Raw genomic sequence first — 16,869 nt, 5'->3', positions numbered from 1 at the left:
ACTATTTAATTTCTTTAGTCTTTAGAGAAGAAAAGAACCCCGACCGTTAAGCTCTTATTACGATCAGCAGCAATTCATTCGATAACCGCCTTACATAGAGCTATTAACGAAAATTATGTGCCAATCGTCATGAAGACATGATATCCAGTTTTTATATCTAAGCACGAAAAACAATATTTATTAGCTAAGCTCTTTTCGTAAACTTTGTTGCTATTTTTATCAATTTAGTATAAAAAAGTGGTTTTAAATTATTAGTCATCGTAATACAGAAGAAAAGGTGTCACGAACTCTAATTGCGTACGGTTTATTTCTTAATACGAAAAAAACAATCATTGCGAAAACAGCCATTAGATAAGGTCCTTACAAATACAAACACTATATTTGGAGTAGATCTCCTTATCATTTCCGATGTTTATAATGTCACTGGAACTATGAGTTTGAATTCTAAATACAGTAACGACTAATGATGAAACTACGATACAAGATCTTCTATTTCTGTAAGGACTAAAAAATAAAATAATTTCTTTCTCATTTCAAAATATGTTATAGTAGTTGTTGTGGCTTAGATATCATTTAATTTACCGATATAGGAGTGTTTTTAATGAAGAAAATGTTTATCGCATTCACAGCAGCAGCAAGTATATTTGCGCTTTCTGCATGTAATAATGCTGGAGATAGTGAAGTGATCGTAGAAACAAGTGCAGGAAATATTACTAAAGATGAATTTTATGATGTAATGAAGGATCGCGTTGGTGAAGATGTTTTAAGAGAAATCGTATTTACTAAGGTCTTAGAGGACAAATACGAAGTTACAGATGAGGAAATTAACGAGCAACTTCAAACAATAAAAGATCAGTACGGTGAACAATTTGAAATGCTTCTTCAGCAATATGGTTATCAAGATGAAGAGCAACTTAAAGAAACGATTAAGTTAGGACTACTATCAGAAAAAGCTGCAACAGAGCGTGAAGATGAAATCGAAGTTACTGACGATGAAATTAAACAGTTACATGACAGCATGGAAGGGCAAATTAAAGCTAGTCATATATTAGTTACTGATGAAGAAACAGCAAAAGAAGTGAAGGACAAGCTTGATCAAGGTGAATCATTTGAAGACTTAGCGAAAGAGTACTCTACTGATACTTCTGCTGCAAACGGTGGAGACTTAGGTTGGTTCGGAAAAGGACAAATGGTACCTGAATTTGAAGAAGCTGCATTTGCGTTAAAAGAAGGCGAAATAAGCGATATTGTACAAACTGAACACGGATTTCATATTATCATGTTAACAGAAACTGTTAAACCACTTGATGAAATGAAAGATGAGCTTACTCAGCAGATTCGCGAATCTAAAATGCGTCAACCAGATTTTGTTGATAAGATAATGTTAGAAGACGTAGAGGCTGCTAAAGTAAAAGTGAAAGACGATGATTTAAAAGATATATTTAAAACGAATGAGTAATAAACAAAATGTACTATATAACAAAGCAAAACGCTCGTAATTAATTACGAGCGTTTTGCTTCTTCTTCATTAATGATCTCATGATTCATGTTTCGCTTCTCACGCTCTTTTTTCATTCTCTCCATGTACACATTTCCTTCTCTCTCAATATAGGATTGTTCTATTTTCCTCTCCTTCATCGTAATATGAAAGGACATATACCCAGAAAACAAAATCCCTAAGATGACCAAAAATACCCACCAAGGAATGATAAACATGCTTTATCCCCTGCCTTTAACTCAAGATTCAATGACTGTTGTCGAATGAATCGTTACTTAGATACAAATCATTAGTAACGATTGGACTTCAATAAAGAGACTACAAATTTAAAGTAGACGCTCGTACACGCTCTAGCTGTACTTCCAACTCTTTATTGATTATATGCATAGGGACAAGCATTTATCACTGTTGCAATAGACAAGATATAGTGTTTATTGCAATTGAAGGTGGGTATAGTGAACAGCTAGTTTTGAGCTAAGCTGTTAGGTGTTAAGCTCTACTTGTGAAAAGTAGGCTTATAAAATGATCTATTGTCAAGCGCAAAAACCCTTTCGCTAAACTCTCCTGGCTTCACACGTTCTAGTGCACGGTCCAGCATATTCATTTTGGCATCTATATTGTCAATATAATGCAATATTTCAGCTTCCTTTATCATTGGTGGCTTTGGACTCCCCCATTCGGCTTTGCCATGATGGCTCAAAGTCAAATGCTGGAGTACCATTACTTCTTCACCATCAATACCGAGCTCATCAGCAGCTTTACCTATTTCATTTACCATGATTGTAATATGACCTAGTAAATTACCTTCTACAGTATAAACTGTTGAGATAGGTCCAGATAATTCAATTACCTTTCCTAAATCATGTAAAATCACACCTGCATATAACAAGTCTTTATCTAGAGAAGGATATTGGTTAGCAATTGCTTTGGCTAAATCGAGCATGGAAACGACATGATATGCAAGTCCAGAGACAAACTCATGATGATTTTTTGTAGCAGCTGGATACTCTAAAAAAGATTGTTGATATTTTTTTAATAGATGCCGAGTAATCCGCTGGATATTTGGATTTTTCATTTCAAATATAAATTGGGTTATACTGTCTATCATTGACTCTTTAGACAGAGGGGCTATCTCGATAAAATCAGACATTTTAACTCCATCACTTTGATTCGCAGGACGAATGTTACGAAGCTTTAATTGATTTCTTCCTCTGTAATTATGTATATCTCCAACAACTTTAACAATATTTTCACCTGCATATACGTCCTCATCTTCAGTGGAAGCATCCCACAGCTTTGCTTCAATATCACCACTTTTATCTTGTAAGATTAACGTTAAAAATGGCTTTCCATTACTAGCTATACCTTTTGTTGCAGATTTTATTAATAGAAACACATCAACCTGCTCACCAACATCAAAATGTAAAATTCCTTTCGACGACATGTGTTCACTCCCCCTCATTCACTTATATATAAGTTCATTTCATTATATCATGATTCATTAATCCTCGACGTGAATAGTAACTTTCCGCTGTTTATTATATAACCAAACTTTCATTGAAATCATCCCAATTACCATGATCAATGCTCCAAAGAAATATGGTAAATGTATATTTGCCTCGAACAAATTACCTGCAATTAACGGACCTGCAACATTTCCTAAGCTTAGAAACGAATTATTTAACCCCATGACCATACCTTGTTTATTACCAGCAAGCTTAGAAATAAGAGAGTTTAGTGCTGGACGCAAAATTGAATTCCCAAGGAAGAAAATACTAGTTGTCAAAATAACCATGCTGTAACTCTTGGCAAATGTCATGATTACGAAGCCAATCGCACTAAGCAACAACGACCCTGTTACTACTCTTTCATCTCCAAAGCGATTTACTAACTTCCCTACTATAACTCCTTGTGCAATTGTACCAATTAACCCTACAATGAGTATAATCGTTCCTACTTCACTTGGACTGTATTGATACCGTTCCATCGAATAATACCCAAAGATTGACTGAAAATTTGCTAAACCAAAACTCATGATAAAAACGAGCACTAATAGGAAACCTACAGGACTGACAAGCGCTTTAGCTAATAGCTCAAAGTGGTTAGAAGATTTTTCTTGTGTTTGAGTTTGAGCTCGCATATCCTTCGTATACGATTCTGGTAAGATAAGCATTGATACAACCCCTGCTATAGTCGCTGCTATGCCAGCAAATAAAAATGGATAAGATAAATCAAATTCTGCTAACCATCCCCCAATACCAGGACCAACTACAATACCTAAGCCCATTGCGGCTCCGAGAATACCCATTCCTTGACCACGTTTGTCTTCACTTGTTACATCTGATACATATGCCATTGCGGTTGGCATAAGAGCAGAACCAAATGTTCCAGCAAGAATTCTAGACAAGAATAGCATCCACAAGCCTGTTGCGTAAGCAAATATAAATTCAGCTACAGCAAAACCAAAGAGGCCGATTGTAATAAGAGGCTTTCTGCCAATTTTATCAGAGAGGCGCCCCCAAAGAGGTGCAAATAAAAATTGCATAAACGCAAAAACAGCAACAAGCATCCCTAATACTCTAGCATTAGCATTGAATGCTTCTACGTAGAAAGGTAATATTGGAATGACTAAGCCAATCCCTACCATAATAATAAATAAATTAATACTTAACAACAAAAGTGGACCACGTTTAAATGTGGATTCGTGTGTTGAATTCATATACCTATCCTTTCAGTCTTATTTTCCAATAAGATAATTTCGTTTTCATGAAAATAGTCAAGTATATATTCATGACATGTAAAAAATAAAACCTGATGCTTTTTAGCTATATCTCTAATTAGCTCGACTGACTTCGCTAACCGATCTCGATCAAAATTTACGAAGCTATCGTCAATAATAATCGGGAACTTTTCTCCTTTCCCTACTTGCTCTGCAAGTGCTAGACGTAGTGCTACATACATTTGTTCGGTAGTTGCTTGACTTACTTCATTAGGTTGGAAAAAAAGGCCATCCTTACGTTTTAATAAAAAGCTATTGTTTTCATTTGGAGGCAACACTTCGATATACTCTCCATTCGTTAATAATTTCATATATGCTGTCGTGTTTTTTAGTACATTGGGTAGACGTACATGACGATAATGATCGATCGTATTCGTAAGAATTTTTTTTGCTATTGCATAGCTCGCCCATTTTTTCGCTTCCTCATGAAGCTGTGACTTTTCACTCTCAAATTTATGTAGTAATTCAGCATATGTTCCTCCTTCTTCAAGTTGAGAAAGAAGGACCTTTAATTCTGAGAGTTCTTCAATAAAACTTTGTTCTTTCATAATTATGCTTTTAAGCTCGTTATCATACTTCTCAACCTGCTCTGGTAAAGGTGCTACATCTCTAGGGAGTTGATTAGTTAACTCATCTCCACGTTGAGTTAAAATTTGAGCCTCAACGATAGCTAGTCTCTCTAAGATTTGTTGACTATCTTTAAAGGCCTTTTCTTTCAAACGAAATTGCTCTTCATCTTGGACTTCAGCAAGTTGGAATAAATGTACAATATCATTGTGCAAATGATTTTTTTTAGCGGTAATCTCATGCAGTTCATCGTCTAATGAATTTATGCTATTTGCTTTTTCTCGCAACAGCCTTTTTTTATCCTTTTCTTTCGTTAACCGCTTATCAATGTTGTATAGCGTTACACTCATATCTTTATCATTCTTTTTGATTTGGAATAAATCTGCTAACTCAGCCACTTTACCATCAAATTCATTCATATCATGTTCTAACAATTGTTTTTTTTCAGCTATCAATTGCTTTCCTATTATCAGTTCTTTTATTTTCTCTATAATAAGTAATATTTCATATAATTGCTTTGCTGAAACATCCTCTTTAATAGGAAATCCTAAATCTAAATTATGCAACTTCTTAGAAAATGCAAACTTGTCCTGTTCCCAATCTGTATATTTCTTAACGATCTTTTCATATGTTCTACCACGTTGTTCAACTGCTAATTTTTCGATCTCAAGTAATTGACTATAATGGTCATCTTTCACTAACATTCGTTCTAAGTCTGAAAGGTGATCATTAGACAAATTTAAAAGTTGTTGCTTATTTTCATCAATAGCACTTATTATCTCAGCTTTTTCTTTCTCAAGCTCATTTAACAATATTTTTTCGGAGGGCGAATTGAATCTAAGTAACAGTGGGATAAATAGGATAATAATTCCACCTAATAACATGATCCATTTACCAGTAAAGATCGCTCCTCCAACAAGCCCAACAAGCAACATGATACTCAAAAAACTGACCAAATTTATCTGTTGTTTTTTCTTCTTTTCAACAAATTTAATCGTATCAACTTTACGAGTTAAGCGAGTATAACTCTTTGCTAAATGTTCCTGTTCATGCTGTAACACTTGCAGTGAACTATGCTGTGCAATTTGTTTCTCATACTTGTCACGCTGTTCATCCTGTAAGGTTTGTTGTTCAAATTCAATGAGCCTTTGTTCGCTTTCTTCTAAATCTTCCTTTGCACGATTAAACCGCTCATCTAACACTCGTTTGTCATGAGCCAGTTCTTCTTCAATTGTTATAAGGGTAGAAAGTTGATCTTTTTTTAGTAAACCAGCATCGATTTGAAGAATATGTGTTTCGTCAAGATCAAAGGGTAACTTTGCAAACTCAAAATGTAACTCTTTTTGCTGCTGATCAATTTGAACAGATAACTCATTTTGTCTTTCCAACATCGCTTGAAATAAGCTGTAATTCGACTTGACCTCTTGAACTTTTTCTTCAGCTATTAACATGCTTTCAACTACCGCTTCATTTTGCTGCTCTTCAATAAGGTCTCTTCTTTTTGTTATTAAAGTATCATATTGTGCTTCATAAGCTCTTTTTTCAGCATATAGTTGTTCAAAGCGGACTAGTCCATCAGCAGGAAAAGGATGATATGTCGGTAGCTTGTCTAATTGTGTACGATATAATGCTCTCTTTTCAAACAATGGCTGTAGCTCAGTTAGTTTTTTTACGATTACTGTTTCTTGTTCAATCCTTTTTTTATTTACCTTTATTGTTTGTAATTCTTCCTTTATAACTGTCGTTCGATTCATTAAATTTTTGTATTGATTACTTTTTTCCTGCCATTGTAGAAGCTGTTTATTCTGTTCAGCTAGTTGAGGTAGCATCTCGTTAATTAGCGGTTTTCTACCATTTGGCTTAAAATATTCATCTATCTTTTTTGAAAGCTTTTGCTCAGCTGATAGAATGGCATCCGATCCTACAGCGCCAGAGGAAAATAAATAACGACCCAAATCCTCAGTTTTCATTGTATGGATATTTTGTAAGCCATGAATATTAAATGAAAATATCGACTGATAGTTTGATTTATCCATACCTTGAACAATCATTTGCAGTGCTTCTTCTCCAGCCTTTGTACCATCAGAAAACGTCACTGTAACAGCTCTTTCACCTTTTCTTAATAACCTTTCAACAGTTACAACACCATACTTCTCTGTTTCAAGCACCAGGCGACCACCATAATTGCTCCCTAATCTTGGCTTGTATCGATTTTCACTCTGTTGCTTAGTAGGAAAACCAAATAACATACTATGAATAAATGAATGAAGTGTAGATTTTCCTGCCTCATTTTTCCCATGAAAAACTTGAATATCACCAAGTGGCTGTAAGTCTATATGATCAAGCTTTCCATATCCATAAATGTATATACCGATAATTTTCATGTTCAATCACCCGCTTATTTCAATGATTAATATAATTCTCTGAATAATAACTTCTGAGCCTCGTTATGAATTTCACGAATATCTTCTTCAGAAAACTCTGTAAGGTATTTACGTGCTTGAGAGTGAGAAAATAGCGGTTTGAGAACTTCCTCATATTCTTCGAACTCGCTTATCATAGTAACTAAATCTTTGAGAAAAGGAGATTGCGCAATGTTCTTATCCTCAATACCTTCACTAGTATTAACGATCGTTTTGTCAACCCATATAAAATCTTGCCTTTCCTCTTCACCATCAACTATGATTGATAAGAAATCCTCTAACTGTGCTTCATTTTGCAATACTTTATGAAGCGGTCCTGATCCAATAAACTCAATAGATAGTAGAGTGCCATTATTCCTTGATCGAATCTCTTCGAATTTTGTATAGCTTACGTTTAACAATTCCTCAAATGTTTCAAGTTGCGCTATGTTAATTTCTAATTGATCCCAAATGAGATTTGTAGTTGGATGAAAAGAATAAGATACGTCTGTTGTAGCTAGGTTCACTAAATAACAACCTTTTTCACCATGCTCCTTTCGATGCCTACCTTGAGTATTCCCCGGATATATAATTGGAGGGTTATCACACAGAACTTGACGTTGATGGATATGGCCTAATGCCCAATAATCAAAGTCTTTTTCAATGAGTTGTCTAACTGTAAACGGGGCGTAATTATTATGTTCTGTTTGTCCTTCAGAACTGCCGTGTAGGATTCCAATATGAAATTTTACTTCACCTTGCTTGTTATACAGGTCAGTCATATTGTTACGTACAGATCTGTTTCGATAACTAAACCCATATAAATTGACAAGCTCTTTTCCTTCTTTTTTATAAGTCTTACATTCAACTGTTTCATCAGAAAAAATATGTACATTTTCAGGCCACGTTATATCTATCCATGATCCATTAGTATAATCATGATTCCCGTGCACAATATATACTTCTATTTGTGCTTTTTTTAATCTTTCCATTTCTTTCCTCAATCGAGCTTGGGCTCTTATGCTTCGATCCTCTTGGTCATAAATATCACCTGCTAGAATAACAAAATCTACTTGTTCTTTTATTGCTATATCAACAAGATTTGTTAAAGCAATAAATGTACTATCCATTACTCGTTGAAATATTTGTGTGGGAAGCTTTTTTAATCCAACAAAAGGACTATCCAAATGCAAATCTGCTGCATGTAGAAATTTGATTTGCTCCATATAAACTTGCTCCTTTTAAACAACTAGTTACTATTATTATAATTCTATTTATTTTACCATATGTTGCTGTTAAACCCCTCTTTTTCGTAAATCACGAAAGTATACCGTTATCTTAGCTCTATACAGGCTTATATAGCATTTCTTGATTGATCATATAACAAAGAAATGCAATCACTTGAAGGTTTATTTTCTAAGTAAAAGTAATTTCATAGTTATTGTTACGAGTATTTGTTGTTGATGCTCAATGTAATCGAGCCTCCTTTTTGTCACTATACCTCTTCTCAAACAATTTTCAGCCCTAATACAATATCATCACGTGCTAAGTACGAACTACTACAGATGCATAAGCTTTCCTTTGCAAATCTATATAAATGTCTATTGAAAAGCATTTTCAAAGTAGTAGTTACATACATTGTGTATATGTAGATCATCATGTTTTATCATTCTACTAAGTCTAAATTCAAGCCAAATGATATAACGATTAGATGTTATTCTACTTCGTTCACATAGGCTGTTTTCGTAGACTCTGTTGCTATTGTTATTGAATTAGTACCATAGTCACGTTTCACATCAGAAAAGATGTCACGAACGCTAGTTGACTACGTATTTATTTCTTAATACGAAAAAACACAACAATGTGGAAGCAGCCTTCAAATGTCATTCTATATTTTACTTCTTATTCTATCCAATTAGCGTAACATTCTATTCAATTCATGCAGGTTTTTATCTAACTGATGAGGGATGCTATTTTCCATTAGTATTACATATTTTTATTAAAGGGGGAGCTTATTTGCAATTTTATTATGGGCAGCAAATGCCTTTACGAATACTTGATGAAGCTGAATTTTGGAAGCACCAGGAGGAGGAACATACTGTTGTCATTAGAGAGCTTGTTAAAGATCTAGAATCTGAATATGTAGATCAGTTAAAGGTATGGGAAGAAACACTTAAAGAAACACATCAACATATCGTTAGGTTTATTGAAACTGTCATACGCTCAGGTAATCAAATATCTGCTAAGCTCCATCAAGACATTATGAAACTAGTACAATTTTGCTTACAGCAGAGTGAAGAGTTTATTAAACTGTGCAGGTTCCTCCAAAGACATAGCAAGCCCATCCAAGAAAACCAAACTGCAATTGTAGTAATAGATCATATTATTCGTGAATCTGAGTACTTTATCGGTATTTCAAAAGCTTTATTATACAAATAGACCACTGAGAGTGTCTCAGTGGCCTTATTATTGTTTATAAGCTTTATGCTTAACGAACATGAATAATAACAGATTGATTTCCGTTATTTTTTTGTTAATTGTAACGCCTTTTTAATATCTTTAAACGAGCTTGATTTTCCGTACATTAATACACCACCGCGATATACTTTCGCTCCGAATAATGCTAACGCTACAATTGTTCCTACTAGCAGTGTGATACTTAAGGTAATTTCCCACCAAGGAAGATTTAACATGCCTACACGTAGAAACATAATCATCGGAGTAAAAAATGGTATATAAGATGTGACTGTAATAAAGGGAGCTTCAGGTACTCCTAATCCAAACATTGCGATCATAAAAGCTGCAACGATTAACAGCGTCATTGGCATAATCATTTGCTGTACATCTTCAATCCTGCTCACTAACGAACCTAGAACTGCAGCAAGTGTTGAATATAACAAATAACCAAGTATAAAAAATACAAAACCATATATAATCGTAGATGCTGGTATATTAGCAAACCCAAAGAATTCTAAAACCCCGCCACTGTTTTGAATATTATCTACATTGCTTGATAATGAAAAGTATCCTATTGCTAGTATAGCTGCAAGCTGCGTTAAGCTAAGAAGAGCAATACCTAAAATCTTCCCAAACATTTGTGTTACAGGCGAAACACTCGAAATAATTATTTCCATTACCCGTGAAGTTTTTTCTGTAGCAACTTCAGTAGCTATCATGCTCGCATACATGATGACTGAGATATAAATAAAGAATAATAACACATAAACAATGCCTCGTGCTTGCATTAATTCTTCCTCTGTTTTTGCATCCTCCGCAAGCGCTATTTTTTCGAAAAATACTGGTTCATATAATTTCTCCACCTGTGATGGTTCAAGTCCTATTTGACTCGTTGCAATCGTTGTTTTCAATTGCTGTAAAGCTTGTTCTAGCTTCGTATTTACATCATTATCAGTTATACTCATCGCCTTAAAGGTTCCTTGAGGTAAATTTGCTTCATTATAAGAAAGAATGATAAATCCAGTATAATCTTCCTCTTCAACCTTCAATGCGGCTTCTTCTTCTGTCCCACTATATTTCTCAACGGTTAACTCTTCACTAAAAACATCTAACTGGGCTTTAAAAGGCTCAAATAACTCCTCAGTTTCGTCAATTACAGCAATCGTTGTTGCCTTATCTTGTTTATCAAAAAAGTCTATAATATTTTGCATATTTCCTAAAGCAAATACTATTAAGCCTATGATAAGAGTTGATATAATAAACGATTTTGTTTTTAACTTGGTCATGTAGGTATTTGACACAATAATCCAAAATTTATTCATGATAAGAAGCACCTACCTTTTCTATAAAAATATCATTTAACGAAGGTTCTTCTAGCATAAATTTTCTTATAAAACCCTTATTGCTAATTTGCGCAAGAATCTTTTGTGAAACATTCTCATTTTCTACTTGCAGCTCCACCCCTAGTGCCGTATCCTTAACTTTGACTACACCAGGTAACGTTTTAATGTCAGATAAATCAAAGTCAGCGTCGATCATTACATTCTTTTTACCAAATGATCTTTTAATATCTTTTAGGCTACCATGAACGACAGGTTTACCGTGATGCATAATACATAAATGCTCACATAATTCCTCTACATGTTCCATTCTATGGCTTGAGAAAACGATTGAAGTACCTTCATTCTTCAAGTCGATGACAGCTTCTTTTAGTTGTTCAACATTAACTGGGTCTAAGCCACTAAATGGTTCATCCAAAATAAGTAATTTAGGTTTATGTATAACAGCTGAAATAAATTGAATTTTTTGCTGGTTACCTTTAGATAACTCTTCAACTTTTTTATTCTTGTATTCTGGAACCTTGAATCGTTCAAGCCAGTAATCTAGTTCTTTTACCACCTTTGCTTTGTCCATCCCTCGTAGCCTACCAAAGTAAACAATCTGCTCGACAACCTTCAATTTTGGGTAGAGTCCTCGTTCTTCTGGCAAATAACCAACTAAATGGCTTGATGAATAATTAATTGGTTTTCCTTCCCAAGTAATGTTTCCTTCAGTAGCATCTAACAATCCTAAAATCATTCGAAAGGTTGTCGTTTTTCCAGCCCCATTCGCCCCTAAGAAGCCAAACATTTCTTTCTCTGGAATATCAATTGTTAACTTATCAACAGCTGAAAAACTGCCGAAACGTTTTGTTACATTCTCTAGCTTTAACCCCATAGTCTACCTCCTCCTATTTTTCGATACTATAATTACGATTAAAAAAACTAATAAGTTTCATATTTTTTGCAGAATTTCGATTATTATGTAAGAATAATAGTAAATATTTAATAAGGAGTTGTTGAATTGTGTACACTTTAACAGTATATGATGCAAGCGGTGAGAAATTACTAGAAAAGACATTTGAAGCAAGCGGTGACAAAGAAGCAAAATTGAAAGGAGAACAATTGTTAGTTGAAGCAAACTACCAAGATAAAACGCACCGCTGTACGTCTTCACAAGGAAAACTAATTTTGTTTCACCGCTAATAGCATTTACCACAGATAAGTCCGGTGTTGATGTTGTGATATGTAAAAGGAACGCATATCGTTCACAATCAATGTTAATCGACCACACGTACTGATTTACAGGTCAATCAAGCAATTTTAACGGTCAATTTTGCTGTCTTTCAGGTCAATTACGCTACTTTAACGGTCAATTTTGCTGTCTTTCAGGTCAAATCAACTATTTTATCAATTTCAGAGTTTTATTCAAAACCAAAGCGCAAGCTCACTATCGATATGTAATGTGAAACTCGCGCTTTTTTACTTACTAGAAAGTAAATAATTTATGAAATCGTTTTCAATTATATGATTATTTTCCTGTAAATTGAGGTTTTCTCTTCTCAATAAATGAGATAATACCTTCTTGATGATCAGCCGTTTGGCGCATTTTAAATTGGGCCTGCTTTTCTAACTCAAGAATATTCTTTAATGTAGGTAAATGCATTTGTTTAAAAATACTTTTAGTCTCTAACATTGTTTTGGTAGGTTTGTTTAACCACTCAGTAACTTTAGCTTGAACTGCTTCCTCGAAGTTACCTTCAACAACTTGATCGATCAGGCCTAGCTCAAGTGCCTTAGCTACAGGAAGTTTTTCGCCTTCCCAAATAATTTTTTTCGCCTTTTGTTCACCTACTCGTCTTTCGATAAAGAAATGTCCCCCACCGTCAGGAACTAAGGCGATCCCGATAAAGTTCATCGCAACAATCGAATGAGCTTCAGCCATTACGAAATCACTCGCTAAAGCAAAGCTTAACCCTAATCCAGCTGCAGGACCATGGATTGCACTAATCGTTAATAGTGGCAACTTATAAAGCGTTTCCATCATTTCGTTTATTTTGTTCATCATTTTTTCGAAGTCTTCTGGTCCAGCTGATGCGGCAGTTGCTAGCATTGATTTAATGTCACCGCCTGAACAAAAACCTTTCCCGCTTCCTTTAATAACAAGTATGTCTGCCTCACTGTCAGCAACTTCATGAAGCTTTTCTACTATACTAAAAATCATTTCTACGTCCATTGCATTTAAAACTTTCGGACGATTTAATTCTAGTGTTGCCACTCTTCCTTCGACTGTTAATAGAACTACTTCAGTAGAGCTTTGAGTTGTCATAATTATCCCCCTTTTATTTATTCTTTATAATTGTACCAAAACTATACAATAAAATAAATATTCTGAAATTATTTTTTGTTTATCGTTTTTGAAGATGCTCCTTTAACTGTTCTCTCAATGCTCTTTTTAAAAATTTTCCAACGGATGTCTTTGGTATTTCTTTCATGAATACGATATCATCTGGAAGCCACCATTTGACGAACTGAGGGCGCAAATACTCGTAAAGTTCTTCCTTCGTTACAGCATTTCTTCCATCTTTCATTACAACACAAGCAATTGGTCGCTCTTGCCATCTTTCATGAGGAACTGCAATGACAGCAGCCTCAAAAACTTCCTCATGAGCCATTAAAGCATTTTCTAAATCTACAGATGAAATCCATTCACCACCACTTTTAATAAGATCCTTTGTTCGATCTACGATTTTAATTACTCCTTCTTGGTCCACTGTTACTACATCACCTGTATGGAGCCAGCCATCACGAAATGCATCTTTACTTCTATCATCACGATAATATTCTTCTGCTACCCACGGACCTCGTAAACAGAGCTCACCCATTTCTGTTCCGTTCCATGTTACTTCGCCATCTTTACCGATCACTTTCATTTCAACACCCGGCACAAGGTAACCTTGCTTAGACCGAATTTCTAAACGCTCTTCCTCTGATAAGTTAGTTTGATAGCTTTTTAATCTAGACAAAACAACAAGTGGGCTCGTTTCAGTCATTCCATATGCATGAATAAATGGGATGCCATATTTTGATTCAAATGCTTTTATCATTCCTTTTGGTGCAGCAGAACCACCACATAAAATTCTAGTTACACTCTTTAAATTGTAGTCTCCTTGTTCAAGAACCTGTAATAACCCTAACCAAATCGTAGGAACACCAGCTGCTATTGTCACTTTTTCTGACTCCATTAATTGTGCTAATATCTTTGGTGTAAAAGAAGGTCCTGGCATAACCATGGTTGTTCCAAACCATACCCCCGCAAAAGGTAATCCCCAAGCATTAGCATGAAACATCGGTACAACTGCTAATGATACATCACTCTCAGAAATTGCTGCACTGTCGGCCAATCCTAATGCAAAACTGTGTAGAACAATTGCCCTATGAGAATAAACAACACCTTTTGGGTTCCCTGTTGTTGCTGATGTATAACATATACCTGCTGGGTCATTTTCATCCATATTATTGTCAAATGGAAAAGTTGGGTCAGCATCAGCAAGCATTTTTTCATAGTGGAAAACCGGTTCAAGTATTGTTTCAGGAATGTCTTCTTTATCTGTCATAATGATATAAGCTCGAACAGTTGGAAGCTCATCTTTAATTTTTTCAATAAGCGGAAGCAAATCCTCATCTATTAATAAAACTTTGTCCTCCGCATGATTAATAATATAGACAATATGTTCAGTAGCTAGGCGAATATTAATTGTATGAAGAACAGCTCCAATCCCAGGTATGCCAAAATACGCTTCAAGATGGCGATGGTGGTTCCACGCAAACGTTCCAACACGTTCCCCTTTGTTGATCCCCAGTTTTTGCAATGCACTTGATAAACGTCTAGTTCTCTCACCAATTTGCTTATACGTATGCGTTGTTTTTCCTAGTGCCATTCGAGAGATAACCTTCTTGTTCGGAAAATATGTTTCAGCGTGCTCCATCATCATTGGCAAAAGTAACGGTGAATTCATCATGATACCAGCCTCCTATTTGTTGGTTTTAGGAAGGAACGAGCCCCCATTTACACCTTTAGTCTCCACTTTTCCATAACAAACTCTGCAATCATCTCAGCTTCATTTCCTATTGATCTATTTAACACGTTAACTACTATAGTTCATGGCAGCTTTTCCTCTTTAGCATTATGACTAACAATATTAAACCACTTTTTATTTTTCTAATTTGATAACAAAAGCTTTCAAAGTTTACGAAAAGAGCCTTCAAAGAAGGTATTTATACTTGAGTGTTAGTCAATTGCTCTCGAAGTAAAAACTTTTGGATTTTTCCACTCGCATTGCGAGGTAGCGCATCTATAAAAACATATTTTCTAGGTCGTTTATAATTTGCAAGCTGATCGCTATTTTTCAAGTAGTCTTCTAACATCTCTGCCGTTAGCTGTGGATTTTTTTTAACTATTATTGCTATGACTTTTTCTCCCCATACCTCATCTGGCTCGCCAAGTACTGCAACATCTAGCACTCCGTCATATGCATGGAGTACGTCCTCTACTTCTCTCGGATATACGTTCTCTCCCCCACTTATAATCATGTCATCAACTCTATCTGCTACATATAAATATCCTCCTTGATCAAGATAGCCTAGATCTCCTGAATGATACCATCCTTTATACATCGCTTTATCCGATGCTTCAGTACGATTAAAATATCCTTCCATCATGCAAGGACCCCTAACAATTATTTCCCCTACTTCTCCTGGAGACAGAACATTCTCCGGATCTGCAGGTCCATCATCATTCGGCCGTACTATACGTATTTCGTGGTTTATGCATGCTCTGCCAGCAGACCCTGCTTTGAGTAATTGTTCATCTTCCATAAGAAACGAAACCGCAGGACCCATCTCCGTCATACCATATGCTTGTATTAAATCAATTCCCATTATCTCTTTTATTGACTTTACTAATACAGGAGCCATTGGCGCTGCACCATACAGCCCTAAGCGTAATGAAGTGAGTGATTTAGATTCAATTTGTTCCTGCAACAGCATATTCCACATCGTAGGTGCTGCAAACAAAACTGAGATTTTTTCTCCTTCAATTGTTTTTAACACGCTTTGTGGATCAAAATGGTGAAGTATGACATTAGTTGCTCCGACATGTATCCTCGGTATGAAGCAACAATGTAATTCAGCACAGTGAAACATCGGCGCTGTGACAAGACCTCGATCTTTATCCGTTATTTTCAGAGCGGTAAGGCAAATAATACTTTGTTCAACCATATCACGGTGACGGTGAAGGACACCTTTAGGCCTTCCTGTCGTACCACTCGTATACATAATTGCGTAGAGATCATCTTCGTTAATTTTCACTTGAGGTTGTACTCGAGAAGCTAGTTTTAATCTTTCATCATAACTTACTGCATAAGAAGGAGTATCTTCGTTTATATACCAGAAGGAGGTGTTTGTAAATTCTTCATGAATTGCAAATATATGAGGTTCTAAGGCTTTCTCAAATAAAAGTACTTTTGGTTCTGCATCACTTAAAATGTAAGCTACCTCTTTTGGTTGCAACCTAAAATTTATTGGATTAAATATAACACCAATTTTAGCACAAGCTACAAGGACCGTTGCTAGTTCACTCGTGTTAAACAGATAGGTTGATACTCTATCACCCTTTTGCACCCCTGAGGAAAGTAACGCATTTGCTAACTTATTTACCTCGATGTCCCATTGTTCATAAGTTAACCTATAACCTTTAGCAACATCGACCAACGCTTCCTTCTCAGGAAATTTAGCGACCGTTTGTTCAAATAATCTGGCAATAGTCATGTACAAAAAAATTCCTCC

13 protein-coding genes are annotated in these 16,869 nt (G+C 35.3%); 3 read left to right on the top strand and 10 right to left on the bottom strand.

Annotated features, from left to right (window positions below):
- The first annotated feature begins 601 nt into the window (after positions 1 to 601).
- Positions 602 to 1,459 (top strand): peptidylprolyl isomerase, encoded by an 858-nt coding sequence (locus SLH48_RS10510; protein WP_214483452.1) that lies wholly within the window; start codon positions 602 to 604, stop codon positions 1,457 to 1,459.
- 44 nt (positions 1,460 to 1,503) lie between these two features.
- Here SLH48_RS10510 and SLH48_RS10505 read toward each other — a convergent pair whose 3' ends face one another.
- From SLH48_RS10505 to SLH48_RS10485, 5 genes are all read right to left on the bottom strand, one after another.
- Positions 1,504 to 1,716, bottom strand: coding sequence for a sporulation YhaL family protein (locus tag SLH48_RS10505; protein ID WP_320258116.1), 213 nt, complete (start codon positions 1,714 to 1,716; stop codon positions 1,504 to 1,506).
- Positions 1,717 to 1,994: 278 nt separating this feature from the next.
- Positions 1,995 to 2,942, bottom strand: a complete 948-nt coding sequence (gene yhaM / locus SLH48_RS10500) for a 3'-5' exoribonuclease YhaM (protein WP_214483450.1) — start codon at positions 2,940 to 2,942, stop codon at positions 1,995 to 1,997.
- A gap of 57 nt (positions 2,943 to 2,999) precedes the next feature.
- On the bottom strand, positions 3,000 to 4,217 hold the full coding sequence (locus SLH48_RS10495; protein WP_214483449.1) for an MFS transporter: 1,218 nt from the start codon (positions 4,215 to 4,217) through the stop codon (positions 3,000 to 3,002).
- A complete protein-coding gene (locus SLH48_RS10490) occupies positions 4,214 to 7,228 on the bottom strand; it encodes an AAA family ATPase (RefSeq protein WP_320258115.1) in 3,015 nt (1,004 codons plus the stop codon). Before SLH48_RS10490 ends, SLH48_RS10495 begins: the two co-directional genes overlap by 4 nt.
- Before the next feature lie 26 nt (positions 7,229 to 7,254).
- Positions 7,255 to 8,472, bottom strand: a complete 1,218-nt coding sequence (locus SLH48_RS10485) for a DNA repair exonuclease (protein ID WP_320258114.1) — start codon at positions 8,470 to 8,472, stop codon at positions 7,255 to 7,257.
- A gap of 790 nt (positions 8,473 to 9,262) precedes the next feature.
- Here SLH48_RS10485 and SLH48_RS10480 point away from each other — a divergent pair.
- Entirely contained in the window at positions 9,263 to 9,685 is a 423-nt protein-coding gene (locus tag SLH48_RS10480; protein ID WP_214483446.1) for a DUF2935 domain-containing protein, read from the top strand.
- 83 nt (positions 9,686 to 9,768) lie between these two features.
- On the opposite strand, the gene SLH48_RS10475 is transcribed toward SLH48_RS10480, so the two are convergent.
- Both SLH48_RS10475 and SLH48_RS10470 read right to left on the bottom strand, forming a co-directional pair.
- Complete coding sequence (locus SLH48_RS10475; RefSeq protein WP_320258113.1) at positions 9,769 to 11,025, bottom strand: ABC transporter permease; 1,257 nt, start codon at positions 11,023 to 11,025, stop codon at positions 9,769 to 9,771.
- Complete coding sequence (locus tag SLH48_RS10470; protein WP_320258112.1) at positions 11,018 to 11,920, bottom strand: ABC transporter ATP-binding protein; 903 nt, start codon at positions 11,918 to 11,920, stop codon at positions 11,018 to 11,020. Before SLH48_RS10470 ends, SLH48_RS10475 begins: the two co-directional genes overlap by 8 nt.
- Before the next feature lie 128 nt (positions 11,921 to 12,048).
- Between SLH48_RS10470 and SLH48_RS10465 the strand changes: the two genes are divergently transcribed.
- The gene (locus SLH48_RS10465) at positions 12,049 to 12,228 is read left to right on the top strand and encodes a YhzD family protein (protein WP_410625142.1); all 180 of its coding nucleotides are present in this window, start codon (positions 12,049 to 12,051) and stop codon (positions 12,226 to 12,228) included.
- A 325-nt stretch (positions 12,229 to 12,553) separates the two neighbouring features.
- Here the strand turns inward: SLH48_RS10465 and SLH48_RS10460 are convergent, their stop codons facing one another.
- The 3 genes from SLH48_RS10460 to SLH48_RS10450 all read right to left on the bottom strand — a co-directional run bounded on the left by SLH48_RS10460 (position 12,554) and on the right by SLH48_RS10450 (position 16,857).
- A complete protein-coding gene (locus SLH48_RS10460) occupies positions 12,554 to 13,351 on the bottom strand; it encodes an enoyl-CoA hydratase (RefSeq protein ID WP_320258111.1) in 798 nt (265 codons plus the stop codon).
- 79 nt (positions 13,352 to 13,430) lie between these two features.
- Entirely contained in the window at positions 13,431 to 15,044 is a 1,614-nt protein-coding gene (locus tag SLH48_RS10455; protein ID WP_320258110.1) for a long-chain fatty acid--CoA ligase, read from the bottom strand.
- Between the two features lie 256 nt (positions 15,045 to 15,300).
- Positions 15,301 to 16,857, bottom strand: coding sequence for a fatty acid--CoA ligase (locus SLH48_RS10450; RefSeq protein WP_320258109.1), 1,557 nt, complete (start codon positions 16,855 to 16,857; stop codon positions 15,301 to 15,303).
- Positions 16,858 to 16,869: the final 12 nt, after the last annotated feature.

This window comes from Cytobacillus sp. IB215316 (assembly GCF_033963865.1).
Lineage (GTDB): Bacteria > Bacillota > Bacilli > Bacillales > SM2101 > Nanhaiella > Nanhaiella sioensis.
Note: the sequence above shows the minus strand (reverse complement) of the source record. Positions and strands in the feature narration are given on the sequence as shown.

Bases quoted from the DNA above. Each gene is read 5' to 3' on its own strand.
- SLH48_RS10490 (WP_320258115.1), bottom strand. From the start codon at position 7,228: ATGAAAATTATCGGTATATACATTTATGGATATGGAAAGCTTGATCAT.
- SLH48_RS10460 (WP_320258111.1), bottom strand. From the start codon at position 13,351: ATGACAACTCAAAGCTCTACTGAAGTAGTTCTATTAACAGTCGAAGGA.
- SLH48_RS10505 (WP_320258116.1), bottom strand. From the start codon at position 1,716: ATGTTTATCATTCCTTGGTGGGTATTTTTGGTCATCTTAGGGATTTTG.
- SLH48_RS10470 (WP_320258112.1), bottom strand. From the start codon at position 11,920: ATGGGGTTAAAGCTAGAGAATGTAACAAAACGTTTCGGCAGTTTTTCA.
- SLH48_RS10455 (WP_320258110.1), bottom strand. From the start codon at position 15,044: ATGATGAATTCACCGTTACTTTTGCCAATGATGATGGAGCACGCTGAA.
- SLH48_RS10495 (WP_214483449.1), bottom strand. From the start codon at position 4,217: ATGAATTCAACACACGAATCCACATTTAAACGTGGTCCACTTTTGTTG.
- SLH48_RS10510 (WP_214483452.1), top strand. From the start codon at position 602: ATGAAGAAAATGTTTATCGCATTCACAGCAGCAGCAAGTATATTTGCG.
- SLH48_RS10475 (WP_320258113.1), bottom strand. From the start codon at position 11,025: ATGAATAAATTTTGGATTATTGTGTCAAATACCTACATGACCAAGTTA.
- yhaM (WP_214483450.1), bottom strand. From the start codon at position 2,942: ATGTCGTCGAAAGGAATTTTACATTTTGATGTTGGTGAGCAGGTTGAT.
- SLH48_RS10485 (WP_320258114.1), bottom strand. From the start codon at position 8,472: ATGGAGCAAATCAAATTTCTACATGCAGCAGATTTGCATTTGGATAGT.